General features: G+C 67.0%; 27 protein-coding genes. 16 read left to right on the top strand and 11 right to left on the bottom strand.

Features of this window, described 5'->3' with window-relative positions; all coding sequences use genetic code 11:
- Positions 1–45: 45 nt before the first annotated feature.
- Positions 46–1,488, top strand: a complete 1,443-nt coding sequence (locus ACAM49_RS03660; protein ID WP_369634025.1) for a DUF222 domain-containing protein — start codon at positions 46–48, stop codon at positions 1,486–1,488.
- A 10-nt stretch (positions 1,489–1,498) separates the two neighbouring features.
- Here the strand turns inward: ACAM49_RS03660 and ACAM49_RS03665 are convergent, their stop codons facing one another.
- Positions 1,499–3,271, bottom strand: coding sequence for an FAD-dependent oxidoreductase (locus ACAM49_RS03665; protein ID WP_369634026.1), 1,773 nt, complete (start codon positions 3,269–3,271; stop codon positions 1,499–1,501).
- A 117-nt stretch (positions 3,272–3,388) separates the two neighbouring features.
- A complete protein-coding gene (locus tag ACAM49_RS03670; RefSeq protein ID WP_369634027.1) occupies positions 3,389–4,231 on the bottom strand; it encodes an esterase/lipase family protein in 843 nt (280 codons plus the stop codon).
- A gap of 141 nt (positions 4,232–4,372) precedes the next feature.
- Here ACAM49_RS03670 and ACAM49_RS03675 point away from each other — a divergent pair, with 141 nt between their 5' ends.
- Positions 4,373–4,579, top strand: coding sequence for a hypothetical protein (locus ACAM49_RS03675; RefSeq protein WP_157514240.1), 207 nt, complete (start codon positions 4,373–4,375; stop codon positions 4,577–4,579).
- Here the strand turns inward: ACAM49_RS03675 and ACAM49_RS03680 are convergent.
- The gene (locus ACAM49_RS03680) at positions 4,548–5,765 is read right to left on the bottom strand and encodes a TetR/AcrR family transcriptional regulator (protein ID WP_369634028.1); all 1,218 of its coding nucleotides are present in this window, start codon (positions 5,763–5,765) and stop codon (positions 4,548–4,550) included. The two genes, ACAM49_RS03675 and ACAM49_RS03680, sit on opposite strands and share 32 nt — an antisense overlap.
- 108 nt (positions 5,766–5,873) lie before the next feature.
- Between ACAM49_RS03680 and ACAM49_RS03685 the strand changes: the two genes are divergently transcribed.
- Together ACAM49_RS03685 and ACAM49_RS03690 are read left to right on the top strand one after the other, a co-directional pair.
- Positions 5,874–6,317, top strand: a complete 444-nt coding sequence (locus ACAM49_RS03685; protein ID WP_369634029.1) for an SRPBCC family protein — start codon at positions 5,874–5,876, stop codon at positions 6,315–6,317.
- Between the two features lie 20 nt (positions 6,318–6,337).
- Positions 6,338–7,099 carry an enoyl-CoA hydratase gene (locus tag ACAM49_RS03690; RefSeq protein WP_369634030.1) on the top strand — a complete coding sequence of 254 codons (762 nt, stop codon included), beginning with the start codon at positions 6,338–6,340 and terminating at the stop codon, positions 7,097–7,099.
- Here ACAM49_RS03690 and ACAM49_RS03695 read toward each other — a convergent pair.
- On the bottom strand, positions 7,096–7,698 hold the full coding sequence (locus tag ACAM49_RS03695) for a TetR/AcrR family transcriptional regulator (RefSeq protein ID WP_369634031.1): 603 nt from the start codon (positions 7,696–7,698) through the stop codon (positions 7,096–7,098). The two genes, ACAM49_RS03690 and ACAM49_RS03695, sit on opposite strands and share 4 nt — an antisense overlap.
- A gap of 88 nt (positions 7,699–7,786) precedes the next feature.
- Between ACAM49_RS03695 and ACAM49_RS03700 the strand changes: the two genes are divergently transcribed.
- Genes ACAM49_RS03700 through ACAM49_RS03725 form a run of 6 tightly spaced genes read left to right on the top strand, consistent with a single transcriptional unit; the run spans position 7,787 to position 15,803 of the window.
- Positions 7,787–9,349, top strand: a complete 1,563-nt coding sequence (locus ACAM49_RS03700) for a carboxyl transferase domain-containing protein (RefSeq protein WP_369634032.1) — start codon at positions 7,787–7,789, stop codon at positions 9,347–9,349.
- An 8-nt stretch (positions 9,350–9,357) separates the two neighbouring features.
- Entirely contained in the window at positions 9,358–11,361 is a 2,004-nt protein-coding gene (locus ACAM49_RS03705; RefSeq protein ID WP_369634033.1) for a biotin carboxylase N-terminal domain-containing protein, read from the top strand.
- Positions 11,358–12,518, top strand: a complete 1,161-nt coding sequence (locus ACAM49_RS03710; protein ID WP_369634034.1) for an acyl-CoA dehydrogenase family protein — start codon at positions 11,358–11,360, stop codon at positions 12,516–12,518. Before ACAM49_RS03705 ends, ACAM49_RS03710 begins: the two co-directional genes overlap by 4 nt.
- Complete coding sequence (locus ACAM49_RS03715; RefSeq protein WP_369634035.1) at positions 12,515–13,015, top strand: MaoC family dehydratase; 501 nt, start codon at positions 12,515–12,517, stop codon at positions 13,013–13,015. Before ACAM49_RS03710 ends, ACAM49_RS03715 begins: the two co-directional genes overlap by 4 nt.
- Positions 13,012–13,845 (top strand): CoA ester lyase, encoded by an 834-nt coding sequence (locus ACAM49_RS03720; RefSeq protein ID WP_369634036.1) that lies wholly within the window; start codon positions 13,012–13,014, stop codon positions 13,843–13,845. Before ACAM49_RS03715 ends, ACAM49_RS03720 begins: the two co-directional genes overlap by 4 nt.
- Positions 13,846–13,856: 11 nt before the next feature.
- Positions 13,857–15,803 carry an acetoacetate--CoA ligase gene (locus tag ACAM49_RS03725; protein WP_369634037.1) on the top strand — a complete coding sequence of 649 codons (1,947 nt, stop codon included), beginning with the start codon at positions 13,857–13,859 and terminating at the stop codon, positions 15,801–15,803.
- Here the strand turns inward: ACAM49_RS03725 and ACAM49_RS03730 are convergent.
- The 4 genes from ACAM49_RS03730 to ACAM49_RS03745 form a co-directional block, all read right to left on the bottom strand.
- Positions 15,797–16,222, bottom strand: a complete 426-nt coding sequence (locus tag ACAM49_RS03730) for a DUF4254 domain-containing protein (protein WP_369634038.1) — start codon at positions 16,220–16,222, stop codon at positions 15,797–15,799. The two genes, ACAM49_RS03725 and ACAM49_RS03730, sit on opposite strands and share 7 nt — an antisense overlap.
- Positions 16,223–16,371: 149 nt before the next feature.
- On the bottom strand, positions 16,372–17,133 hold the full coding sequence (locus ACAM49_RS03735) for an SDR family NAD(P)-dependent oxidoreductase (RefSeq protein WP_369634039.1): 762 nt from the start codon (positions 17,131–17,133) through the stop codon (positions 16,372–16,374).
- Positions 17,134–17,213: 80 nt separating this feature from the next.
- A complete protein-coding gene (locus ACAM49_RS03740) occupies positions 17,214–17,795 on the bottom strand; it encodes a TetR/AcrR family transcriptional regulator (protein WP_369634040.1) in 582 nt (193 codons plus the stop codon).
- Between the two features lie 46 nt (positions 17,796–17,841).
- Entirely contained in the window at positions 17,842–18,951 is a 1,110-nt protein-coding gene (locus tag ACAM49_RS03745; RefSeq protein ID WP_369634041.1) for an epoxide hydrolase family protein, read from the bottom strand.
- A 62-nt stretch (positions 18,952–19,013) separates the two neighbouring features.
- Here ACAM49_RS03745 and ACAM49_RS03750 point away from each other — a divergent pair, with 62 nt between their 5' ends.
- Positions 19,014–19,973 (top strand): helix-turn-helix transcriptional regulator, encoded by a 960-nt coding sequence (locus ACAM49_RS03750; RefSeq protein ID WP_369634042.1) that lies wholly within the window; start codon positions 19,014–19,016, stop codon positions 19,971–19,973.
- Here ACAM49_RS03750 and ACAM49_RS03755 read toward each other — a convergent pair.
- Both ACAM49_RS03755 and ACAM49_RS03760 read right to left on the bottom strand, forming a co-directional pair.
- Positions 19,966–20,601, bottom strand: coding sequence for a response regulator transcription factor (locus tag ACAM49_RS03755; protein WP_040813000.1), 636 nt, complete (start codon positions 20,599–20,601; stop codon positions 19,966–19,968). The two genes, ACAM49_RS03750 and ACAM49_RS03755, sit on opposite strands and share 8 nt — an antisense overlap.
- Positions 20,598–21,752 carry a sensor histidine kinase gene (locus tag ACAM49_RS03760; RefSeq protein WP_369634043.1) on the bottom strand — a complete coding sequence of 385 codons (1,155 nt, stop codon included), beginning with the start codon at positions 21,750–21,752 and terminating at the stop codon, positions 20,598–20,600. Before ACAM49_RS03760 ends, ACAM49_RS03755 begins: the two co-directional genes overlap by 4 nt.
- 129 nt (positions 21,753–21,881) lie before the next feature.
- Between ACAM49_RS03760 and ACAM49_RS03765 the strand changes: the two genes are divergently transcribed.
- Together ACAM49_RS03765 and ACAM49_RS03770 are read left to right on the top strand one after the other, a co-directional pair.
- Entirely contained in the window at positions 21,882–22,931 is a 1,050-nt protein-coding gene (locus tag ACAM49_RS03765) for an ABC transporter permease (RefSeq protein WP_369634044.1), read from the top strand.
- Positions 22,932–22,969: 38 nt separating this feature from the next.
- Positions 22,970–23,695, top strand: coding sequence for an ABC transporter ATP-binding protein (locus ACAM49_RS03770; protein WP_369634045.1), 726 nt, complete (start codon positions 22,970–22,972; stop codon positions 23,693–23,695).
- A 5-nt stretch (positions 23,696–23,700) separates the two neighbouring features.
- Here the strand turns inward: ACAM49_RS03770 and ACAM49_RS03775 are convergent, their stop codons facing one another.
- Positions 23,701–24,303, bottom strand: a complete 603-nt coding sequence (locus tag ACAM49_RS03775) for a Uma2 family endonuclease (protein WP_369634052.1) — start codon at positions 24,301–24,303, stop codon at positions 23,701–23,703.
- A gap of 22 nt (positions 24,304–24,325) precedes the next feature.
- Between ACAM49_RS03775 and ACAM49_RS03780 the strand changes: the two genes are divergently transcribed.
- The 3 genes from ACAM49_RS03780 (at position 24,326) to ACAM49_RS03790 (ending at position 25,762) form a co-directional block, all read left to right on the top strand.
- Entirely contained in the window at positions 24,326–24,751 is a 426-nt protein-coding gene (locus tag ACAM49_RS03780) for a PPOX class F420-dependent oxidoreductase (RefSeq protein ID WP_369634046.1), read from the top strand.
- An 88-nt stretch (positions 24,752–24,839) separates the two neighbouring features.
- Entirely contained in the window at positions 24,840–25,409 is a 570-nt protein-coding gene (locus ACAM49_RS03785) for a TetR/AcrR family transcriptional regulator (RefSeq protein WP_369634047.1), read from the top strand.
- Positions 25,406–25,762: a DoxX family protein gene (locus ACAM49_RS03790; protein WP_369634048.1), complete on the top strand. Its 357-nt coding sequence runs from the start codon at positions 25,406–25,408 to the stop codon at positions 25,760–25,762. The genes ACAM49_RS03785 and ACAM49_RS03790 overlap by 4 nt, the downstream gene beginning before the upstream one ends.
- Positions 25,763–25,782: the final 20 nt, after the last annotated feature.

Genomic DNA, 25,782 nt, shown 5'->3' on the forward strand with positions numbered 1-25,782 from the left:
TGATCATGGTTCCGTGTCGCGGAGATCGAAACTATTATCGAATGTATGGGTGAATTCGCTGATCGCTGGGCCAACACCTTCGAGGTGGTGGAACAGCTTCGCGTTGTGCACTCACGGATAGCTGCGTTGCAGGCTGAAGAGGCTGCGTTGATGACGCGGCTGTATGAGGCCCGCCGTGCGGAGCAGATCGACCTCGGGGTCGGGCTGCTCTACGCGGGGGAGAGCACCGCTACCGAAATCGGTGTCGCCCTGAAGATGTCACAGCGTTCCGCGGACAACCTGATCAATATCGGGCTCGATCTCGAGCACCGCCTCCCGACTACTGCGGAAGCCTTCGCTGCCGGGCGTATCGACCTGGCGCAGGTGCGTGCGATCCGGGAAACCCTCACCAACGTGCGTGGGGACCAGCTGGCGGAGTTGGAGCCGAAGATCGCCGCGTATGCGGAAAACGCTGACCCGCAGCGGGTTCGCCGCACCGCGCGCCGCTGGATCGCCGAGGCCGACCCTGAAGGCCAGGCCGTGCGCCGTAAAGAGGCCGAGGCCGAGCGGTATGTCAGTGTCAATGCGGCCGACAATGGCACCGCTGTCGTCGATGCGGTCCTGCCTGCCGCCGGGGGACGCACCCTCTACGAGAAGCTGCGCGAGATGGCTTGCACTCAGGTGTGCGGCGAAGATCCCCGCACGCAGAACCAGCGTCGCGCTGATGCTTTGGTCGCCCTCGCTGACGGCACCGGGCGTTTGACCTGCCAGTGCGGGCGTGCTGATTGCCCGCGCGCCCCCTTCGACGCGGTCGCGCCGATGCCGCGTAAGGCGTTGGTGCAGGTGGGTGTGTCGGCGGAAACCCTTGCGGGACTGCAGGACAACCCGGCGCTGCTGGCTGGGTTCGGGGCGATCGACGCCGATCTCGCGCGTCAGATCGCCCGCTACGCCCGGTTCCAGATCATCACCGACGCCGACACTGCGGTCGAGAAGGGCAGTGGCGTCAAGGAATTGACCTACCGGCCGACGGCTCGCGTCGCTGCCCGGGTGCGTGCCCTGGATGGGATCTGCCGTGCCCCCGGCTGCCAGGTGCCCGCCGCCGACACCGATCTCGACCACCAGGACCGCTTCGACCACGACAATCCCGACAACGGCGGCCCCACCACCGAACACAATCTCGGGGCGCGGTGTCGACGCCATCACCGGCTCAAGACCCTCGCCGACAACAATCGCAACGGCTGGAAAGTTGATCATCTCCCGGATCGAGAGGTGCATTGGACCACGCCCACCGGCGATTCGATCACCACCACCCCCGAAGGCACCCCATACCTGTTCCCCTCAGAACCCGTGCCACCGGTCACCGCCGCCGGTGTCCCCGACGCGGAAACCATTTCCCCGTTCATCGATGCGGGGCCGGTCATCGACGGCCTGATGGAGATGATGCACGTCTACTGCACGCCCTCCCAGCGCAAGGCGTACTGGCGGACCCGCCGGGCCAGCCTCACATAGAGCTCCGTTGTTACCGGACTGTGGGGTAGCGGCGGTCTATTAGGTCGAAGGCGTTGGGTTGGCCTGTGCGGTAGAGCTGTTGGTCGACTGCTTTCAAGGGTTCCCACAGGGGCATTCGGTAGCGGGGTGTGATTTGGGCGGCGGGTTGTGACGAGCCTGACGCATGGAGTACGGCGTTGGCTGCTAATCGGCCGCCCTCGTTGGCTCCTTCCATGCAGGCTACGTTCATTTGGGTCTTGATCCAGTCGCCGGCGAGGAAGAGGTTGTCCAGGTTGGTCCAGGCGTTGGGGCGGTCGTCCCAGGAGCCGGGGTTTTGGATGAAGATGGCGTCGTCGTAGTCGATGTCGGGGGTTCCGGCGGCGGTGAGGGCGGGGTCGATCAGCCAGGAGTGGAGCATGTCGTCGGTGAGTGGGTTGTCGCCGTCGTGATTCACGTGGGCCTTGATCTGGGCCCAGGTCTCCTGCGCCAATTCCTCAGGGCTGCACTGTTTGGCGGTCTTTCGATTGAATGTGCCCGGTTCGTCCCATTCGGAGATGATGGCCGACAGGACCTCCTGCACGCTGCCGTCTCCGTAGCTGCTGAGCGGTCGGTGCCAGAACTGCGCTTCGCTGATGGAGGTCAGCCCCCACGGCGCGTCGTTGTATCCGACGTGGCCGTTGGCGAGCGGTGCCGAACGGGTGAGGAAGAACTGGATGCCGACCATCCAGGCGGCTTGGAGGTTGCGGATGCGGTCCAGGGTCGGGTCGGCGGCGGTCAGGTCGTCGGTGAGGACGGCGGGGAATTTGTCCAAAGGGATTGCGGCCACGTAGTAGTCGGCGTCGACCGTGTGGCGTGCGCCGTTGGCGTCGGTGACCGTGGCGCCGGTGATGTGGCCGCCGTCGTTGGACAGGGCGGTGAGTTTGTAGCCCTGGTTGAAGGTGACGCCGATCGAGCGGAGGTAGGCGATCCACGGGTTGATCCAGGTTTCGCTGGTGGGGCCGTTCATGACCCGGTCGTTGCCCTTGCCGTCGCTGTCGTTGTTCAGGTTGAGCAGGGACCAGACGTATTCCTCGCCGACCAGGCCGATCGAATGGGCGCTGCAGTTGCGGGATTTCGTGGCCACCAGTTCCCGGATGAAGCCGTCGCCCAGGAAGCGGTTGTATTCGGGGGAGGAGTTGTCCAGGCGGGCGAAGTCGGTCCAGGTCATCTTCTCCCACTGGCCGAGTTTGCGTTCGTCGCAGCTGGAGACGTAGACCGCCAGGCGTTCCGCGGCGAAGATCGCCTCGTGCGGTGGGAGGCGGAAGAGGGTTTCGAATACCGCGACGATGGTGTCGACGAACTGTTTGGGGGTCTCGGGGAACTGGCTGAACGGGAGTGGGAACGGGAGCGGGACGGTCAGGTTGTGGCGTCCCATGCCCGCGATCATGGCGGCGTTCAGGCGGGTCAGGTTGTCCCACACGCCGTGCGGGTTGCCGGGGAACGGTATGCGGCGCAACGTATCCGGCAGGTTGTGATAGAAGCCGAAGAAGCTGCGGAAGCCGTGTTCGCCGGGTAGCCCGTCGGGTGTGTAGATGCTGCGGGTCTTACCGCCGAAGTCGGCGAGCTTCTCGAAAACCGTGACGGCGAAGCCCCTTTCGGCCAGCTCGTGCGCCACCGTTAGGCCGGCCGGTCCGGCGCCGAAGACCGCCACCGTGCGGCCGGGGTCCGCGTGGGCCCGGCCGCCGGTGGGTGCGAGGGTCAGCGCCGCCGCGACCCCGCCCGCCTTGGCTGCCGTCTGGATGAACTGTCGTCTGGTCCGGCGCATGGGAGCCTCCGCCCGTTGGGTTCCAACTGGCGGCTATGTTAATAACAATTCTCGGTTGGAATTGGCGGTTTCTCAGGATCTTTCGGCGCTAAGTCGATGGATATTCTTGTTGATGTGTCAGCGCTGAAGTTGCTGGAGAACCCATCCGGCGGTGTTGTCGCTGGAGCGGATCAGGGAGTGGTCGACGGGGGCCGCGCCGGGGAACAGGTCCTCGTAGACCGCGTTCACCACGCCGGGCTCGTCGAGGGTGGAGCAGGCGGGGGCGGGGGTGGCGATCTGGTCGTTGCGGGTTGCGATGAGCGAATAGGTGACGCCGGGCTGGGCCACCGTGGTGTCGAAGATGGACCGATAGACCGGGGAGGCGGGTGTCATCTGCATTGCGGTCGCCATTTCCGGTGAGCTCGCGGCCATTACAGTCGCGAGGAACGGCAGGGCGGTGATCAGCTGCAGCGGTGTGACGGGCGGGTTCTTGATTCCGAGCACCCCGGCCCCGTCGCAGCCGCGGACTTCGGGGGTGATGAAGACGGCGTGGCTCACGGTCGGCGCTCCGCCGAGCAGCTTCAGGTAGTAGTTGGTCACGATGGTTCCCGCGGAATGCGCGACGATCTCGACCTTGTCGGTCCCTGTGGTCTGCCGGACCTTCGCGATGAAGTCGCCGACTTGCTTTGCCTCGCCGGGGATGTCGCCGTTCCAGCGCTTGTCGTTCACGATGCCGCCCTGGAAGAGGACAGTGCAGGAGCCCGCGCCACGCAGTGTGCCGAGCATGGTTGCCCACTGCGCGTCGGTCTGCTCGGGGCTGCCGTCGCCGCCGGGCAGGACGACCACCGGATACGGATGCGCGCTGCTCGGCACGCAATCGATTGACGGCTCGATGGTGGTGCCCGCTGTCAGCGTCTGCGAACCCGACCCCGAATCCGGTGCGGCCTGCGCCGTTGCGGTGGAGGCCAGTGCCCCGATCACGACGGCGGCGATTGTTGCGGTGATTCCCCTGTGTGCCAAAAGCCTTCAATTCGACTCGCGCCCTCTGCTTCCTGCATGGGCGAATGTTTGCCAAATATATTTGCTCTGAAAATACCTTTCGTCCCGACCGAGAGGAATGTCATGAGCCGGAGTGATACGGCCGAACCGCGCATCATCGGACTCTATTGGGATCGCGATGGCGATGTCTGGCAGCGGGAGGATGGTGGTTGGCGGCTCATTCTGCAGAGCGGCGTGGCCGTCGATCCGATTTCGCTGTGGGAGTGGGACAACGGGCATGTGCGCGATTACGCGCCGTTCACTCCGATGGAGGTGCTCCGAACAGGGTAGCTTCCATCAGCCGGATCACCCGGGGCTGCGGGCAGATCGACGGATGCCCGCCGAACTCCCGGCCCAGGTCCACCACCAGGCCGAATCCGGCCTGCACCAGGATCCGCGCCTCGCCCTCGGACAATTCCGGGCGCACCGCCACGAGTAGCCGCACCCATTCGGCGACGATGAGCCGCTGCACATTGCGGAGCATGGTGCGCTCCTCGGCGGAAACATGGCCGAATTCGGCGTAGTAGACGAAAGTCAGCTCGCGTTCGGCGAAGGATCCGGCTACATACAGGTCGATCAATTTGCTCAGCGCTTCCGCCGGACTCGATGACGAGGCCACGGCGGGGCCGATCGCGCCCGATACCCGATCCGCCGCCCGGCGGAATGCGGCGGCCAGCAGATCGCCCTTGCTGCGGTAATAGCGGTAGACCGCCGAGGCCGCCGACAGATCGGCGGCCGAGGCGATGTCCTCCACGCTGACATTGGGGTAGCCGCGGTCGTGGAAGAGTTCCACGGCCTTCTTCAGCAGTAACTCGTGCTTGAACGACTGCGGGATCTCGGCCGCGCGCGGCGGCAGGGCCGCGGCGCCCTCCGGCGGCAGGTCGACGGCGAGGATGGCGGCGCAGGCCGAATGGAGCTGGGCGGTCAGGGATTTCGCGGGCAGGGTGGCGTGGTGGTCGCCGATGCTGGAGATCACGCTCAGGATGGAGACCGCGCGCACGGCGCGATCGTGGCCGTCGAGCTCGGGGCGGACATCGCCGATCAGCGCGCGCAGGGTGGTGAGCGCGGCGGTGAACTGGTCCTCGAGGGTCTGGCGGTCGGCCTCGTCGAGGTAGCGGCGCTCCCAGCGGACCAGGGTCACCGTGGAGCGGTTGGCGATGGTCTCGGCGATCATCCGGTCCAGCACCCGGTCCAGCCGCTCGCGCGGGGACAGGCCCTCGGTCTCGTCGGGCGGGGTGGCCGATTCCGCGGTAATTGCCGCCAGGCGCAGCAATTCCTCGCGGAACAGGGAGTATTTACTCGGATAATGCCGATACAGTGCGGCCGAGGAAATTCCGAGCCGAGCCGCGATGTCCTCCATGCTCACACCGTGATATCCCAGCGAACCGAAGGCGGCGGCCGAGGTGGCGGCGATCTGGGCGCGCCGGTTCTTCGGGCGGCGGCGGATCACGCGCTGCGGCTGCTCCTCGACGGTCATAGCGCAATGGTAATCACCAGCGATAATCGTGTCGGCACCGTGATCGACCTCGCGCCGCCGATCTCGTAGGCTGCCCGGAGGATCCGCGTCCATAGAACGGAGTCCGGCATGCGCACGGTCGATGTCGAACGCACCATCCCGGCTCCCGCGCCCGATGTGTTCGACTGGCTCACCGATGTCGCCAATTATCAACGGGTTCCATTGGTTCGGCGGGTCACGCTGGTCCGGCCGGGCGATACCGCGGGCAATGGCGCGGGTGCGGTGCGGCTGGTGGTAACCCCGCTATTGCGGCTCACCGAGGAGATCGTGGAATACGATCCGCCCCGGCTCATGCGCTATCGATTGCTGAAATCCGTTCCGCCGCTGCGGCATCAGGAGGGGCACATCAGCTTCGAGCCGGTCGCCGCCGGGACCCGGGTGCGCTGGTCGTCGACGTTCGAGATCGCCGCGCCCTTTCTCGCACCGATGTGGACGCGGATGTTCCTGCCGGTAGTGCGGGGCGGGTTCATCATGGTGTTGCGTACGGCCGAGCGCGAACTGCGGGGCGGGTGAGCGAGCTACCATCTCTGGCCATGGCGGAGATCAAGGTGGAGCGCCGCGGCTCGGTGGCGCTCGTGACGGTGCACGACCCCGACAAGCGGAATGCGTTGACGCTGGACCTGTCCGCCGATCTCGCGGACGCGGTGGCCGACGCCGAGGCCGATGAATCGGTACACGCCCTCGTGGTGACCGGTACGCCCCCGGCGTTCTGCGCGGGCGCGAATCTCACCGCGCTGGGCGAGGCCAAGGAGGAGGGCCTGCGGGCCATCTACGAAGGCTTCCTCGCGGTGTCGCGCTGCAAGCTGCCGACCGTCGCGGCCGTGGGCGGGCAGGCCGTCGGCGCCGGTCTCAACCTGGCGCTGGCCGCGGACATCCGGTTCGCGAATCCCAAGGCGCGCTTCGACGCTCGCTTCTTGAAGCTGGGCATCCACCCCGGCGGCGGCATGACCTGGATGCTGCAGCGCGCCGTCGGGCCGCAGCAGGCGGCAGCCATGACCCTGTTCAGTGAGATCCTCGACGCGATCGCCGCCGAAAAGGCGGGCCTGGTTCACCGCGTCGTCGACGGCGACCACGACGCGCTGGTCGACGCGGCGGTCGAATTCGCCTCCGGCACCGCCGATGTTCCTCGCGACCTGCTCATCACCACCAAGCGCACCATGCGCGCCACCCGGGCCTTGCCCGCGCACGCCGAAGCCGTCAGCACCGAGGTGGTCCCGCAGTTGGCCTCGCTGGAATCGCCGGAGTTCGTGGCCCGGCTGGCCGCGATGCAGGCGCGAATCAGCGGTTCCGCCTAGGGCTTTCCGCTGAGCGCGGCCAGCGCCATCTGCCGCAGAATCGGCCTCGCCCGGGAGGCGAGGGTGGCCGGGGCGCTGTGGGGGGTGGAGTTGATGAGGCCGAAGGTCGCGTGCGCCTGGACGCGCGCGGCCGGCTCCGGCAACTCCGGGTGGAGGTCGCGCAGGACGGCGACCCACACCTCGACGTATTGACGCTGGGTGCGGCGGACCTGGCGGCGGGCCGATTCGGGGAGGTTCTCGAGGTCTCGGTCCTGGATGCGGATGAGTTCGGGCTCGCCGAGGGCGAAGTCGAGGTGGAAGTCGACCAGGCCGTGGAGGGCCGCCTCGGGGGACTCCGCTTTTTCGGCGACGGCCCGGCCGCCGTCCAGTAGTCGCTGACTGATGCCGACCAGCAATTCGACCAGCAGCGCTTCCTTGTTGGGGAAGTGGCGATAGACCGCCGGGCCGCTGATGCCCACCGCCGCGCCCAGATCGTCCAGCCGCATGCCGAGGAACCCGCGGTCCGCGATGAGCCGTGCTCCGGCGTCCAGCAGTTGTTCCCGCCGCTGCGCCTTGAGCTGTTCTCGACGGGTAGGCGTGACGGCTTCCGTGCTGCTCACCGTGGCTCCCTTCGTCGATGCTGGACAACTCAGTTAGTGAAGATTATCTTATTTTCCAGTTATTGGTGACTAACCGAGCGGGGAGCGAATGACGCTGACCGAGGACACCCGGACCCCCAACCGGGTCGCGCACCAGGCATTGGTCGGCGAGCTGCGCGAGCGGCTGGCCGTCAGCGCCCTGGGCGGGCCCGAGAAGAGCCGGGAACGGCACCTGGCCCGCGGCAAGCTGCTGCCGCGCCAGCGGGTGGACCAGCTGTTGGACACCGGCAGCCCGTTCCTGGAACTGTCGCCGCTGGCGGCCAACGGCATGTACGACGACGAATGCCCGGGCGCGGGCGTGATCGGCGGCATCGGCCGGGTGTCGGGGCGTGAATGCGTGATCATCGCCAATGACGCCACGGTCAAGGGCGGCACCTACTACCCGATGACGGTGAAGAAGCACCTGCGCGCGCAGGAAGTCGCGCTGCAGAACAATCTGCCGTGCATCTACCTGGTCGATTCCGGCGGCGCCTACCTGCCGCGGCAGGACGAGGTATTCCCGGACCGCGAGCACTTCGGGCGGATCTTCTACAACCAGGCGACCATGAGCGCCAAGGGAATCGCGCAGATCTCCGCGGTGCTCGGCTCATGCACCGCCGGCGGCGCGTACGTGCCCGCCATGAGCGACGAGACCGTCATCGTGCGCAATCAGGGGACGATCTTCCTGGGCGGCCCGCCGCTGGTGAAGGCCGCGACCGGTGAGGTGGTGACCGCCGAGGAGCTGGGCGGCGGCGACTTGCATTCGCGCACTTCGGGTGTCACCGATCATCTGGCCGAGAGTGATCAGGACGCGCTGCGGATCGTGCGCAATATCGTGGCCACGCTGGGGCCGAAGACGCCGACACCGTGGGATGTCGCGCCGACCGTGGATCCGATCGCGCCGCAGGACGAGCTGTACGACGTGGTGCCGGTGGATCTGCGGACGCCCTATGACGTGCGGGAGGTCATCACCCGCATGGTCGACGGCGGCGAATTCCATGAATTCAAGGCCGAATACGGCAAGACGCTGGTGACCGGGTTCGCCCGGATTCACGGCCACCCGGTCGGGATCGTCGCCAACAACGGCGTCCTGTTCGCCGAATCCGCCATGAAGGGCGCGCATTTCATCGAACTGTGCGACAAGCGCAAGACCCCGCTGTTGTTCCTGCAGAACATCACCGGCTTCATGGTCGGCCGCGACTACGAGGCGGGCGGCATCGCCAAGCACGGCGCGAAGATGGTGACCGCCGTGGCCTGCGCGCGGGTGCCCAAGCTGACCGTCGTCATCGGCGGCTCCTACGGCGCGGGCAACTACTCCATGTGCGGGCGCGCGTATTCGCCGCGCTTCCTGTGGATGTGGCCCAATGCCCGCATCTCCGTCATGGGCGGCGAGCAGGCGGCCTCGGTGCTGGCCACCGTGCGCGGCGACCAGTCCGAGGCGGATCTGGAGGCGTTCAAGGCCCCGATCCGCGAGCAGTACGAGGCGCAGGGCAATCCCTACTACTCGACCGCGCGGCTCTGGGACGATGGCGTGATCGACCCGGCCGATACCAGAACGGTTGTCGGCCTGGCACTTTCGGTCTGCGCGCAGGCCCCGCTCGAGCCCGTCTCCTACGGCGTCTTCCGGATGTGATGACCTTGATGAACAAAGCGCAACTCGTCGCCTTCGATACTGTGCTGGTCGCCAATCGCGGCGAGATCGCGGTGCGGGTGATTCGCACCTTGCGGGCCATGAGAATTCGATCGGTCGCGGTGTACAGCGACGCCGACGCGGATGCCCGCCATGTGCGGGAGGCGGATACGGCGGTCCGGTTGGGACCGGCACCGGCTCGGGAGTCGTACCTGAACATCGAGAAGGTCGTCGCGGCCGCCGTGCGGTCCGGGGCGCAGGCCGTACACCCCGGATACGGCTTCCTGTCGGAGAATTCGGCCTTCGCGGCGGCGCTCGAAGACGCCGGCATTGCATTCCTGGGGCCGTCGGCGCGGGCCATCGAGGTCATGGGCGACAAGATCACCGCCAAGAACGCGGTGGCCGAATATGGGGTGCCGGTGGTGCCCGGCATCGCCAAGCCCGGGCTCACCGATGCCGAATTGATCGACGCGGCAACCGAGATCGGGTATCCGGTGTTGGTCAAGCCATCGGCCGGTGGCGGCGGTAAGGGCATGCGGCGGGTGGACGACCCGGCCGATCTGCCTGCCGCGCTGGTGAGTGCGCGTCGTGAGGCCGGGGCGGCGTTCGGGGACGACACGCTGTTCCTGGAACGGTTCGTCACCCGGCCCCGGCATATCGAGGTGCAGATTCTGGCCGACCAGTTCGGGCATGTGCTGCATCTGGGTGAGCGCGAGTGCAGTTTGCAGCGGCGGCATCAGAAGGTGATCGAGGAAGCGCCGTCGCCCTTGCTGGACGCGCGGACTCGGGCCCGGATCGGTGCGGCGGCCTGCAATACCGCGCGCAGTGTGGATTACGTGGGCGCGGGGACCGTGGAATTCATTGTGTCCGCGGATGCTCCGGACGAGTTCTTCTTCATGGAGATGAATACCCGGCTCCAGGTGGAACACCCGGTGACCGAGCTGGTGACCGGCGTCGATCTGGTGGAATGCCAGGTGCGCATCGCGGCCGGGCAGAAGCTGGCGGCCGCGCAGGAGGATATCCGGCTGACCGGGCACGCCATCGAGGCGCGGGTGTACGCGGAGGATCCGGGGCGCGACTTCCTGCCGACCGGTGGCACCGTGCTGGCCTTGTCGGAGCCGGAAGGGCCCGGCGTGCGGGTGGATTCGGGGCTGCGGGCGGGGACCGTGGTCGGGACCGACTACGACCCGATGCTGTCGAAGGTCATCGCGCATGCGTCGGATCGGGCCGCTGCCATCGCCAAATTGGATGGGGCGCTGCGGGATACGCAGATTCTGGGGGTGCGGACGAATATTGATTTCGCGCGGTTCCTGCTCGCGGATCCGGATGTGGTGGCGGGTCGGCTGGATACGGGCCTGTTGGATCGGCGAGCGGTGGACTTCACGCCTGCCGCTGTCACGGACGAGCAGTTCATCGCGGCCGCCGCGCAGCTGTGGGTGGGTCGTTTTCCGGACGGTCCGGCCGATCCGTGGCAGCAGCCGAGCGGTTGGCGGGTCGGGGAGCACGTGCCTGTCGGGGTCCGGCTGACCGGAGGCGACCGGACCGCGCACGTGTACATCGAAGGGACCCCGAAGGCGGCCACCGCCTGGGTCGAGGGCGGCGAAAAGCATTCGCTGACCGTTGATTCCGAGGGTTCCACGCTGACGGTGACCCTTGACGGCCTCCGGAACGCCTTCCGCGTCGCCACCCAGCCCGGCCAGATCTGGGTCGCCGACCGGACCGGCACCGCCCTGCTCCGCGAGGTGGCCGAGCTCGACGTCCGGGCCGGTGACGCGCACGTCGGCGACGCCGAAATCCAAAGCCCCATGCCGGGTTCCGTCATCGCCACCCCCGTCGCCGACGGCGCGCACGTCGAGGCGGGCACGGCCATCGTGGTCGTGGAGGCCATGAAGATGGAACACGCCCTCACCGCCCCAATTGCCGGCCGCGTCGAGCTGCTGGTCGAAGCGGGTGCGCAAGTAAAGCTCGAACAGCCGCTCGCCCGCATCATTGCCGAGGAGAACACCCAGTCATGACCGACTTCCTGTCCACCGGAACCCTGCCGGACGAGTACCGCCAGCTCGCGCTCACCGTCCGCGATTTCGCCAACCAGGTGGTGGCCCCGGTCGCCGCCAAGCACGATGCCGAGCACAGCTTCCCGTACGAGGTCGTGGCGGGCATGGCCGATATGGGCCTGTTCGGCCTGCCGTTCCCGGAGGAGTTCGGCGGCATGGGCGGGGATTACTTCGCGCTGTGCCTGGCGCTGGAGGAACTGGGCAAGGTCGACCAGAGTGTGGCCATCACCCTCGAGGCCGGTGTTTCGCTGGGGGCCATGCCGATCTACCGGTTCGGCAATGACAAGCAGAAGGCCGAGTGGCTGCCGCTGCTGGCGTCCGGCCGCGCGCTGGGCGCGTTCGGGCTGACCGAGCCGGGCGCGGGCAGTGACGCGGGCGGCACCCGGACCACCGCCGTGCTGGATGGCGACAGCTGGATCATCAACGGCTCCAAGCAGTTCATCACCAACTCGGGCACCGATATCACCCGGCTGGTGACGGTGACCGCGGTGACTGGCAGCACCGATGGCAAGAAGGAAATCTCCACCATCATCGTGCCGACCGACACCCCCGGGTTCACGGCCGAGCCTGCCTACAACAAGGTCGGGTGGAACGCGTCGGATACCCATCCGCTGTCGTTCGACGATGTCCGGGTGCCCGCGGAGAACCTGCTGGGTGAGCGCGGCCGCGGGTATGCGAACTTCCTGCGGATTCTCGACGAGGGCCGAATCGCCATTGCCGCGCTGTCCGTCGGCGCCGCCCAGGGTTGTGTCGACGAGAGCGTGCGCTACGCCAAGGAGCGGGAAGCGTTCGGCCGCACCATCGGCGCCAACCAGGCCATCGCCTTCAAGATCGCCCGCATGGAGGCGCGCGCCCACATGGCCCGCACCGCCTATTACGACGCGGCCGCGCTCATGCTGTCCGGCAAGCCCTTCAAGAAGCAGGCCGCCATCGCCAAGCTGGTCGCCAGCGAGGCCGCCATGGACAATGCCCGCGACGCCACGCAGATCTTCGGCGGCTACGGCTTCATGAACGAATATGCTGTGGCCCGGCACTATCGCGACAGCAAGATCCTGGAAATCGGTGAGGGCACCACGGAGGTGCAGTTGATGCTGATCGGGCGGGAGCTCGGCTTGTGACCGACCCCGATGCACTTCGTGACGCCGTGAAACGAGTCGTTCAGCGCGGCTTGTGGTTCGACGAGTTCGAAACCGGTGTGGTCTACGAGCACCGGCCGGGCCGCACCATCACCGAGGCCGACAATGTGCTGTTCACGACGCTGACCATGAACACCCAGGCGCTGCATCTGGATGCCGCGTTCTCGGACGCGCTGCCGCCTTTCCATCAGCGGCTGGTGAATTCGATGTTCACGCTGTCCACGCTGGTGGGCCTGTCGGTGGCGCAGCTGACCCAGGGCACCATCGTGGCGAATCTGGGCTTCTCCGATATCGCCTTCCCCAAACCGCTTTTCCACGGCGACACCCTGTACGCGGAGACCGTGGTCACCGACCTGCGGGAGTCCAAGAGCCGGCCGGGCGAGGGGATCGTCACCTTCGCGCACACCGGGCGCAATCAGAACGGTGAGGTCGTGGCCACGGCCGTCCGGAAGACCCTAGTCAGAAAGAAGCCCGCATGAGCTGGGAAATGCCCGGTCCCGCTTGGCTTTTCTGCCCCGCCGACCGGCCGGAGCGTTATGGCAAGGCGCTCGACGCGGCCGATGTGGTGATCATCGATCTGGAAGACGGTGTCGCCGAGGCGGACAAGGCCGCGGCCCGTGAGGCTCTGATCGCCAACCCGTTGGACCCCGAACGCACCGTGGTGCGGGTGAACGCGGCGGGCACGCTCGAGCACATGCTCGACCTCGACGCGCTGGTGCGCACCGAGTATCGGCGCATCATGCTGCCGAAATGCGAATCGGCCGAGCAGATCACGCGGATGTCCGACTACGAGGTGATCGCGCTCATCGAATCTCCGCTGGGCGCGCTCGCGGTCGGCCGGGCGGTCATGGTGCGCAATGCCATCGGCGTCATGTGGGGCGCGGAGGATCTGGTCGCGGCGCTGGGCGGGAATTCCTCGCGGCATGCCGACGGCGGGTATCGGGATGTGGCGCGGCATGTACGGTCGCAGTCGCTGCTGGCGGCCAAGGCGTACGGGAAGTTCGCGCTGGATTCGGTGTATCTGGATATTCCGGATCTGTCCGGTCTGGCGGCCGAATCGGCGGATGCGGTGGCCATCGGGTTCGACGCGAAGGTGGCCATCCACCCTAGCCAGGTACCGGTGATCCGGACCGCGTACGCGCCGGGTGTCGACGAGGTGGACTGGGCGCGCAGACTACTGGCGGAAGCACCGAACCATCGGGGTGTCTTCACCTTCGAGGGGCGGATGGTGGACATGCCGGTCATCCGGCATGCCGAGCGAATCGTGCAGCGCGCGGCCACGGCCGGCAGCGCGGGATTCGCGTCTTAGAACGAACTTCGATGGGGTATGGCGTGGAACCACAGTGGGTGCCGGACGAGGCGGATATCGCCGAGGCGCAGGTGACCAGCTTCGCGCTGTTCGCGGAGAAGCGGACGGGGCTGTCGCTGCCGGACTATCAGGCCTTGTGGCGGTGGTCGATCGAGGATCTGGCCGGGTTCTGGGGCGCGGTCTGGGACTACTTCGATGTGGGCGAGCGGTCCGACGAGGTGCTCGGGTCGAGGGAAATGCCCGGCGCGCAGTGGTTTCCGGGGACCACGCTGAACTACGTGGATCAGATCGTGCGCCAGGTCCGCGACGACCGGCCCGCGATCCTGTCCGTCGACGAGACCGGTGAGATCACCGAAATCTCCTGGGCCGCACTGATAGCCACTGCTGCAGCCTTCGCCGATACCTTGCGTGAGCTCGGTGTCGGGCCCGGTGATCGGGTGGCCGGATATCTGCCGAACATCCCCGAGGCGGTCATCGCCTTCCTCGGCACTGCCAGTATCGGAGCCATCTGGAGTGCTTGCGGCCAGGACTATTCCGCGCAGGCGGCATTGGACCGGCTCGGGCAATTGGAGCCCAAGGTGCTCGTCACCGCCGACGGGTACCGGTTCGGCGGGAAGGCGCACGACAAGACGGCCGATATCGAGGCGCTGCGGGCCGGGCTGCCATCGCTGGCGGCGACCGTGCTGGTGTCGCGGCTCGGCGGTTCGGTCCCCGATGCTCGGGCCTGGCAGCATGTCGAGCCCGGCGACGACGATGTCGATATCGACACCACCGCGGTGGATTTCGCGCATCCGCTGTGGGTCCTGTACTCCTCCGGGACCACCGGCAAGCCCAAGGGCATCGTGCACGGGCACGGCGGCGTGCTGCTCGAGCATCTGAAAGCCGTTGCGCTGCAATCCGATATCGGGCCGGACGACACCTTCTTCTGGTACACCAGCCCGAGCTGGATGATGTGGAACTTCCAGATCGCCGGGCTGCTGGTGGGCGCGACCATCGTCTGTTACGACGGCAGCCCGGCCGCGCCGACCCCGGATGCGCTGTGGCGGTTGGCCGCCCGGACCGGCGCGACCGTGCTCGGCACCAGTCCCGGCTACGTGCTGGCCAGTGCCAAGGCGGGTGCGGTGCCGCGCACCGATCACGATCTGTCGGCGCTGCGGCTGGTCGGCATCACCGGCTCGTCGCTGCCGCCCTCGTCCTCGCTGTGGCTGCGTGACAATGTCGGCGCGGACGTGCCGGTGGCCTCGATCAGCGGCGGCACCGATGTGGTGTCCGCCTTCATCGGCGGGGTCCGCACGGTGCCGGTCTGGCCGGGCGAGCTCTCCGCGCCGTATCTCGGTGTGGCACTGGACGCCTGGGACGAGCGGGGCAATCCGGTGCGCGAGGAGGTCGGCGAACTGGTGATCACCGCGCCGATGCCGTCCATGCCGGTGTCGTTCTGGAATGATCCGGACGGCTCGCGGTACCGGGAAGCGTATTTCGAGATGTTCCCCGGCGTTTGGCGGCACGGCGACTGGATCACCATTACCGAGCGCGGCAGCATCGTCGTGCACGGCCGCTCGGATTCCACCCTGAACCGGCAGGGCATTCGGATGGGCAGCGCCGATATCTACCAAGCGGTGGAACGCATTCCAGAAATTGCCGAGGCGCTGGTGATCGGCGCGGAACAGCCCGACGGCGGGTATTGGATGCCGTTGTTCGTGGTGCTGGCCGGGGACGCGGAATTGAACGACGAGTTGCGATCGCGCATCAATGCCACCATTCGCGCCGAAGTCTCGCCGCGGCATGTGCCGGACGAAATCATTGCCGCGCCAGGCATTCCGCATACCCGCACCGGCAAGAAACTGGAAGTCCCGATCAAGAAGCTGTTCCAGGGGGCGGAGGTGTCGACCGTGGTCGCACCCACCGCCGTGGATGCCCCGGAACTGCTCGAGTGGTACGCGGCGCGGAAGCCTCAGTGAGTTCCCGGTAAACGGCGACGCCCGGTACTCACTTCCGACGCCAAATCCTCGTAGCCGACCGCCAATTCGGCCAGGTGCTCCCACGCCATGGTGAGTTCCACGCCGGATTCGCGGGCGAGCGCGGCATAGGCGGCGGCCGTGAGCCGGGCCAGCCGGTCGATGACCGCGCCCAATGTTTCGGTGTGCACCCGGGCCGCGCCGTGCGACGGGGGCAACTGCGCGGTCACCCAGCAGTCGATCTCGTGCACCAAATCCATTCGGAGAGTGTCGAGTTTGACCAATTCGTCCGGTTCTGCGGCCAGTAATCGCTCGTGTAGCGAGGTCAGATCGTGAGCGGCGCGTAGTAGTGGATGCCTGGGTTGACCGGTCCCTCGACAAGCTTGAAGGACTTGGTTCTTGGAAGGCAGTGTGTCCCTCATCGCGACTGCTCCTAATACCGCGAACTGCGAATTCCCAGCACATTAGTCAGCGCAGATGACAGGGGAATGACTGCCGGTTCAACAACCCACTTCGATTCTGCTATTGAAAGTTCGCAGCGCCCGGCGGTCGGCTGTGAGGAATCGCGGGATCAGGCGGTGGCGCCGCCGTCGATGACGAGATCGTGCCCGATGACGAAACTGGATTCGGGGGAGGCCAGCCACACCACGGCCGCCGCGATCTCGGCGGGATCGCCGACCCGGCCGAGCGGAATCGCGGTGGCCACGCGGGCATCGCGATCCTCGCGGGTTTCGCCGGGGCGGAAGGACATTCGGGTATCGGTCGCGCCCGGGCTGATCGCATTGATGCGAATGCCCTCGCCGATATGATCGCGGGCGGCGGTCTGGCTCAGCACGCTCACGGCGGCCTTGGACGCGGCATAGGCGGCCAATCCCGGACGACGGCCGTGCGAGCCGATATTCGACGCCATATTCACGATGACGCCGCCGCCATTGCCGCGCATATGGGCGATCTCGTGCTTCATGGACAGGAAAACGCCGTTCAGATTGACATCCAGCACCCGGTGCCAGTCGTTGTCGTCCATATCGCCGACCGGCGCGGGGGTGCCCAGGATTCCGGCATTGTTGAAGGCCACGTCCAGGCGGCCGTGGCGGCGCACCACCTCCTCGACCATGGCCGCGACCTGGTAGGCATCGGTCACGTCGGCGACCACCCAGTCCAGTTTGCCGCCGTCGGCGTGGATTTCCGCGGCGGTTTTCGCGAGCTGCTCGGCATTCCGGCCCGCGAGCACCACGGTGGCTCCACGTTCGGCGAAGGCCTGCGCGGTCGCCGTCGCGATGGTGCCGGCGCCGCCGGTGATGAGGACAACTTTTTCGTCGAATCGGGCGCTCATGGGGATCAGCAACTCCTATCTAGAACGATCGGTCTTGAATTTGGACGGCCGGGAAGACTGTGGATGAATCGGAAACCCGTTCAGGCGAGCAGGGATACGGCTGTCTTGGCCGCATCGCGCAGGCGCGCAGCCGAATCCGGCGCGCGCTCGAGTACGCGGACTCCTTGGAAGAAGACCAGTAGGAATCGGGCAAGTGCGCGCGGATCGGAATCCGCGGACAATTCGCCCTGTGCGCGGGCGCGCAGCAGGGCCGATGTCAGGGTCGTTTCGAAGTGGGTCCAGCTGGACTCGACCAGCCTCGCGACGGCCTCGTCGCGGTGCGCCATCTCGACGGCGCTGTTGACCACCATACAGCCCAAATAGCTGTTGGGATTGGAGGCTTCGCGAATAAAGCGCTCCGCCAGCGTCCGCACCGCGGGCAGGACCGGACCCGGCTGCGACAGCTCGGTCATGATCACCGGATCGGTGGTGTCGAGATAGCGCTGCAGGGCCTTCAGGAACAGCTCGCGCTTGCCTCCGAAGGTGGCGTAGATGCTCGCCTTGGCAATCCCAAGATGCTCAACCAGATCCGACATCGACGTCGCGTCGTAGCCGCGCTCCCAGAACAATTCGAGAGCGCGGCGCAGGACGGTGTCGGGATCGAACTCCTTGGTCCTTGCCATGGCGAGAACCCTACGTCTATCTAGACCGATTGGTCAAGAATGGGTGTCAGCGGAGCTTCGCGAAGAAGGTCTGGATGTCGGCGGCGTGGGCCTCCGGGACGTCCATGGCCAGGAAGTGGTTGCCGGTATTGCCCTCGGGCCAGTGCACGATGGTGTTGTCGCGGTCGGCCAGGCGGCGCATGAGCGCGGAGCCGCCCGCGTAGACGCCGACCGGGACCAGTTTCTGGCCGGCGGGCCAGGCGAAACCGTCGTCGCCCAGGCCGTTGTACATGGGCCAGGACGAGGTGGCGGCGGTATTGGTGAACCAGTAGATGCTGACATTGGTCAGCAGATGATCGCGGTCGACAGCCTCTTCGAGATGCGCTGCCAGCGGCGAGAATTCGTTGAACTTGTGGACCAGCCAGGCCAGCAGGCCGACGGGGGAGTCGGTCCAGGCGTGGGCGAAGGTCTGCGGGGCCTGGCGCAGCAGGACATGGTGATTCACGCCCGAATGCCACTTCTGCATGAGGTCCCACTCGGCGAGTTCCTCGGCGTTCATGGTGGGAACGTCGGCCGCGGTCGGCAGGCCGATGCCGCCGTCGATTTGCACGCCCACAATGTGTTCCGGATAGGCGATCGCCATCTCCTGAACCACGTACGCGCCCAGATCGCCGCCCTGCACGCCGTAGCGGTCGTAGCCGAGCCGGGCCATGAGTTCCACCCACATGCGAGCCACCCGCTGCGGCTTCATACCCACCTCGGTGGGCGCCTGCGAGAACCCGAAGCCGGGCACCGACGGGATCACCAGATGGAACGACTTCGTCAGCAGCGGAATGGTTTTGGTGAATTCGACGAAGGTGTTCGGCCAGCCGTGGGTGAGGATCAGGGGCAGTGCGTCCGGGTCCTGTGAATGGATGTGGAGAAAGTGCACATCCAGCCCGTCGATCTCGGTCAGGAACTGCGGGTGGGCGTTCAGCGCCGCCTCCTGTGCGCGCCAGTCGAATTCGCTACGCCAGTATTCCGCCAGTTCGCGCAGGTAGTCGACCGGCACCCCGCGCTCCCAATCCTGGCCGGGCAGCTGGGCCGACCAGCGGGCGCGGGCCAGGCGACCGTGGAGGTCGTCCAGGTCGGACTGCGGGATGTCGATGCGGAACGGGCGGATCGCTGTGCTGTTCATATGTCCACTGTATGAAGCATCTAGGACTATTCTCGTCCTATTTCCGGCGGAGGATGGAGGACATGAGCGATACACCGGCACGGCTGCTACGGCTGCTGTCCCTGCTGCAGACGCCGCGCGAATGGCCGGGCAGTGAACTGGCCGAACGCCTCGGCGTCACCGACCGCACCGTCCGCCGCGATATCGACCGCCTGCGCGAACTCGGCTATCCCGTCGAGGCCACCATGGGCGCCACCGGCGGCTACCGCCTGGTGGCCGGGGCCGCCATGCCGCCGCTGCTGGTGGATGACGAGGAGGCCGTCGCGATCGCCGTCGGCCTGCGCGCCGCGGCGGGCTCGTCCATCGCGGGCATCGAGGAGGCCTCGGTCCGGGCCCTCACCAAACTCGAACAGGTGCTGCCCACCAAGCTCCGCCGCCGTGTGCGCGTCCTCGGCGCCGCCACCACCGCCCCCGGCGCCTCCAGCACCCCGATCGACCCGGAACTGCTCACCGCCCTCGCCGCCGCCGTAACCAACAGGGAGAGAGTCCGTTTCGCGTACCTCTCCGCCGACGGCACCGAATCCCGCCGCAATATCGAGCCGGTCGGCCTGGTCCCGTACAAACAACGCTGGTACCTGGTCGGCTACGACCTCGACCGCGACGACTGGCGCAGCTTCCGCGCCGACCGCATCGACCGCGTCCACGCCACCGGCGCCCGCTTCGCCCCCCGCGACCTCCCCGCCGCCGACCCGGCCGCCTTCGTCGTCGGCGCCCGAACCGACTGGGGCACACCGTCCTTGCGCTACCTGGTCGATATCAATGGCCCGGCGGAGAAGGTAGTCGGTCGACTGGGCGAAGCGCCGGGCGACGTGGTCCCCCGGTCCGACGACACCTGTGTCCTGGACATGCGCCGCGACGACGACCCCGGCTGGGTGGCCCACCGACTACTGGAGCTCGGCTTCGACCTCCAGGTCCACGCCCCCGCCGAACTGGCCGACGAGATCCGAAAGATCGCCGACCGAGCCCGCCGAGCCGTCAAATAGCGCCGCGCTCGCGGGCCCGGGCTACCGCTGAGGTCCGGGATTTGACGCCGAGCTTCGAGTAGATGTGGACCAGGTGGGATTTGACGGTTGTCTCGGAGAGGAACAGTCGCTTGCCTATTTCCCGGTTGGAATGGCCGTCGGCCACCAGGCGGAGGACCTCGATTTCGCGGGGGCTCAGCGTGGTGTCGGGCTTGCGGACTCGGGTCATCAGGCGGGACGCCACCGACGGGGACAGCACGCTTTCGCCTTCGGCGGCCGAGCGGACCGCGGCCAGAAGTTCGGCGGGTGGGGTGTCCTTGAGGATGTAGCCGACCGCGCCCGCTTCGATGGCGCCGAGGATATCGGCGTCGGTGTCGTAGTTGGTGACTACCAAGACATTCGGCGGGTTGGGGAGGGCCCGGAGGGCGGCGGTGGCTTCGGCGCCGGATTTGCCGGGGCCGAAGCGGAGGTCCATGAGCACCAGGTCGACGGGCGTGGTGGAGCAGAAGGACACGGAGTCCTCGGCCGTCGCCACTTCGCCGACGACTTCGATGTCGTCGGAATCGGTTTCGGCGAGCCCGGAGTCGAGCAGGGCGCGCAGGCCCGCGCGGACGATGGCGTGGTCGTCGGCCAGGAGGATGCGGATCACTGGTCCTCCAAGGGGAACGAGACGGTGACGGCGGTGTGGCCGGGTTCGGATTCGACGTCCATGGTTCCACCCTGCTGTTCCACACGATTGCGCATGGCATTGAGACCGAAACTGCCGGAAGGGGATTCGGCCAGTACCGCGGGCTCGATGCCGATACCGTCGTCGACCACGTCCAGGTGCACGGCGTCATCGGCGTAGGTGAGGGTGATGCGCATGCGCTGAGCCCGCGCGTGCCGCACCACATTCGAGACCGCGCCCTGGGTGATGCGCACCAGCGCGGCCTCGATGGGCATGGGCAGCCGTTGCGGGTCGCCCTCCACGAGCACCTGGGTGTCCAGGCCGGGCGCGGCGGCCCGCTCGGCGACGCGGGTGAGCGCCCCGGCCAGCGACTGGCCCTCCAACGGTGCGGGCGTGAGTTCGGCGATGAGATGGCGGGTTTCGACGAGACTGTCCGCGGCGGTCTCGCGCGCCAGCCGGATCTTCTCCAGCGCCGGATGATCCGGCGCGGCGCGCTCCACGGCGTGCAGCAGCAGCTGAATGCTGCTGAGCCCCTGGGCGACCGTGTCGTGGATCTCCTGGGCCAGCCGTTCCCGCTCGGCCATCTTGCCCGCGGTGCGCTCCTGCTCGGCGAGAGTGTTTCTGGTGGCGAGCAATTCGTCGATGAGCCGCTGCCGCTCGGCGGCCTCGCGGAACAGCGCCCCGTACCCGAGTCCGATGGCGACCGCGACCAGCGCGCCCAGCATGGGCCCGATCACCCCGGCCAGCGTCCAGCCGCGATGCGCGGCGAACCCGACCACCGCGACGACGGTCGCGGCGGCCACCGCGACCAGGCCCCAATAGCGCGGCAGCAGATGCAGATAGAGGAAGAACAATCCGAAGACCAGATAGACGGCCAAGGGCGCGACGGTCACCAACCCGAGCCAGAGGACCGTCAGCAGCGCCAGCCATACTCGTGCGCCGACCAGATCGTGGCGGAAGCGGCCGCCCGCGAAATAGACGCCGAGGAAGAGCCCGGCCAGCACGATGACCACCGCCGTGTGCGACCCGGCGACGACCTCCTGCACGGCCACCACCACGGTCAATGCCACCACCAAGGCGTGCAGCCCGAGCTGCAGGGCGGAGAAGACCGGGGTGAGGGGCGAGCGATGCACGCGACCAGCTTATGCCCGGCTATTGGCCCGGCATCCATCGAAAGTAGGAAACGCCGCCGTGCCGTTGGCGGAGCGGGATTCGTTCGGCGGCGCGATGGCCGGAAGGGGTTTCGCCGACAGGGTGTAGGTATGTTCGTCGCACTCCGGGATCTGCGGGCCGCCCGCGGCCGCTTCCTGCTCATCTCCCTGGTGGTCACGCTGGTCGCGCTGCTGGTCAGCTTTCTCAGCGGCCTGACGGCCGGTCTGGCGCACCAGAACATTTCCGCCATCCAGGCCTTGAACACCGATACGGTCGTCTTCTCCGACACCGGCTCGTCGCCGTCCTTCGACGCCTCGACGCTCACCTCGGAGCAGGTGCAGACCTGGCAGCGGTCCGGCGGCACCGTCGACCCGATCGGCATCAGCCGCACCCGTGCCACCGTCGATGGTGCGTCGCCCACCCAGGTGGCTCTGTTCGGCGTCCAGGGAACCCCTTTCGGCAAGCGTGTGGCTACCGATTCGGGCTCGGTCATCCTGTCCAAGGCGGCCGCCAAGGATCTGAACGCGACGACCGGTGACACGGTCGAACTGGGCTCGGCTAGCTACACCGTCAAGGGGGTGACCGACGACGACTGGTACGCGCACACCCCCGTGGTGTGGATGACCTTGTCCGACTGGCAAACCCTCAACCCTCACTCGGGTGCGGCCACCATCCTGGCCGTCTCCGGCGTGAGCGATGAGATGGCGGTCAACGCCTCCGCGCACACGACGACGACCAGCTCCGAGGACTCGCTGTCCGCCATGGCCTCCTACCAGGCCGAGAACGGTTCGCTGACGCTCATGACCGTCATGCTGTTCGCCATCTCGGCCCTGGTGATCGGCGCGTTCTTCACGGTGTGGACGGTGCAGCGGCAGCCGGACATCGCGACCCTCAAGGCGCTGGGCGCGACCACCGGCTCCCTGATCCGAGATGCGTTGAGCCAGGCCCTGATCGTGCTGCTGCTCGGTGTCGATGTCGGCGTCGGTATCACGGTCGTCGCGGGCCTGTTCATGGGCGGCGCGGTGCCGTTCATTCTCAGCGTGAGTACCACGCTGTTCCCCGCCGCGGCCCTGATCGTCCTCGGTTTGCTGGGCGCGGCCTTCGCCCTGCGCTTCCTGGTCACCACCGACCCGCTGACCGCCCTCAACCAAGCCCGCTGATGACCACTCCATTTCCCTTGTCTCCCAGGAGCATTGCGATGACCAACGCACTCACCGTCTCCGATCTGACCCTCACCTTCCCCGACGGCGCGGATCGCATCACCGCCCTCGACCACGTGAACCTGCGCGTGGCGGGCGGCGAGATCGCGGCCATCACCGGCCCCTCCGGCTCCGGCAAGTCGACGCTGCTGGCCACCGTCTCGACCCTGCTGCGCCCGGACTCGGGCCGGGTGGATCTCGAAACTGCATCCGGCACAGTCGATCTCACCTCGCTGAGCCGCGGCGACGCCGCCACCCTGCGCCGCGACTCGATCGGCATCGTCTTCCAACAGTCCAACCTGGTCCCGGCCCTGACCGCCCTCGAACAGCTCGAGGCCATGGTCCACCTCGGCCAGAGCTGGTTCGTCTCACCCGGCAAGCGCCGCGAAGCCCGTTCCCGCGCAAGGGATCTCCTAGCGGCCGTCGGCCTCACCGGTCACGAGAACAAGCGCCCCGCCCAACTCTCCGGCGGCCAGCGCCAGCGCGTCAATATCGCCCGCGCCCTCATGAACAACCCGTCCCTGCTGGTCATCGACGAGCCCACCAGCGCCCTCGACCAGGAACGCGGCGCCGCCATCATCGACCTGATCGTCGGCATCGTCCGCGACCACGGCGCCGCCACCCTCCTGGTCACCCACGACCTGTCCCACCTGGACCAAATGGATTCCGTCTACCGCATGGTCGACGGCGTCCTCACTCACCAGGAAACCGCCCTGGCGGCCTGACCCCCTCAGTCGACCCAGTCTTGAAGTGGCGCGGTGTCGATGGTCAGGTCCAGCGGTACCGGCACGCGGACCTGCAAGCCGAAGGCGTATTGGCAAACCTGTTGGTACACCTCGCCATTCGAGTTGGAGTACACGACGACCTCAGTGTTGTCGCGATCTATCAGCAAGTAGATGGGAATGCCACTCTGCGCAAAGGCCCGTGGCTTCTCGATGCGATCCCGCCGGTTGGTTTCGGAGTCTCGGGAGGTGACTTCGACCACCGTGATCACCTGATCCGAGGGTGCCCATTTGCTGGTGCCCACGAAGGCCTCGAGTGGCGCGAGCACGCCGTCCGGTCGGGCGCGGCCGCAACGGTCGGACTCGACCATCAGGCCCTGGTTCTGGTGCAGGAACAGGCCCGGGCTTCTGGGCATCGAGAGCAGAAGCAGCCAGATGACGATGCGATTGTGGTTGCCATCCGGCAGGGCCTTCATGGTCATTCGCCCATCGATGAATTCGAGCCGCACGCCTTCGGTTTCACGCTCAGTGATGCGGGCTATGGTTTCGAACTCGTCGGTGTCGATTTCGGGCTCCCGGTGATTCCCGTGTGGTTGGCGGCCGCCTGGTATTCGGAGCCGTACGGTGTGGCGTATGGCGACACTGTCTGATCAGCGGGTACGCGAGTTTTTGAGCGAGGGCACCCGGACCGGGAAGTTGGCGTTCGTTGCCGCCGATGGGCGGCCTTTGGTGGCGCCTATCTGGTTCGTGCTCGAGGGGGACGAGATCGTTTTCAATACCGGGAAGGAGACTGCCAAGGGGCGATCGATTTTGCGGGATGGGCGGTTGAGTCTGGTTGTGGATGTGGCTGAACCGCCGTATGCGTTCGTTCAGGTTCAGGGGGTGGCCGAGGTTTCGGAGGACCTGGGTGAGTTGGTGCGTACTGCTACCGAGATCGGTGCTCGCTACATGGGTCGGGACCGGGCGGAAGAGTTCGGGAAGCGCAATGGCGTGCCGGGGGAGCTTGTGGTGCGGTTGCGGCCGACGAAGGTGATCGCGGACTTCAAGGTCAGCGACTGAGATTCGATTTACGGAACCGTTGGTTTCGTTATGTGTTAGATTCGGAACTGTGAGTTCCGTATCTGAGGGGGCGCGGCCGGGGCGGCCTATGTCGGGGGAGACCGATGCGGCGGTGAGGCGGGCTACGCAGGAGTTGCTGGCCGAGGTGGGGTATGCGGGGCTGCGGGTGCAGGATGTGGCTACTCGGGCCGGGGTGGGGAAGGCGGCGCTGTATCGGCGGTGGCCGTCGAAGGCGGCTCTGGCGCTGCATCATCTGATCGGGGATCTGCGGCCGCGGGAGTATCGCGACAGTGGGAGTCTGCGTGGGGATTTGGCGGAGGTCGCGGCGGATTTCGTTGAGCGGATGGCGCATCCGCGGGTGCGGGCCGTGTTGCCGGAGATGATGGCGGATCTGCTGCACGACGGGGCGTTGCAGAGCGTGTTCGAGCAGGTCTGTCTGTTGCCGGAGCAGGAGCTCATCAAGGCCGTGGCCGAGCGTGCGGTCGAGCGCGGGGAGCTGGCTCAACTGCCCGACTTGCGTTGGGCGCATGCGCAATTCGCGGGGCCCGTGTTCTTGTGGCTGACCATGCTCGGCGGGGACGGGGACCAGGCGCTCATTGATCGCGTCGCGGATTCGGTTGCCGCGAGCTGGATGTACGAAAAGGGAAGAAACGCATGAACACTTGGCTGTGGGTCGGGCAGATCGTGCTCGCGGTGTCGTTCGTGCTGGGTGGTGTCGCCAAGGCGGCGATGCCGAAGGACAAGCTGCGCGGCGGGATGCCCTGGGTGGATGACCTGTCGCAGGCACAGGTGCGGGGGATCGGGGCGGTGGAGATCGCGGGCGGGGCCGGCGTGGTGCTGCCGTGGGCCACCGGGATCGCGCCCGTGCTGACGCCGATCGCGGCGGTCGGGCTGGCGCTGGTCATGGTCGGCGGGTTCGTCACACACATTCGGCGCGACGAGTACGGCCGCTCGATGTCGAACGTGGTGCTTTTCGTCATCGCCGTCCTGGTGGCCGCCGGGCGGTTCTGAGGGGGTGTGCGAGACTCGGT

This window comes from Nocardia sp. JMUB6875, assembly GCF_041154655.1.
GTDB lineage: Bacteria > Actinomycetota > Actinomycetes > Mycobacteriales > Mycobacteriaceae > Nocardia.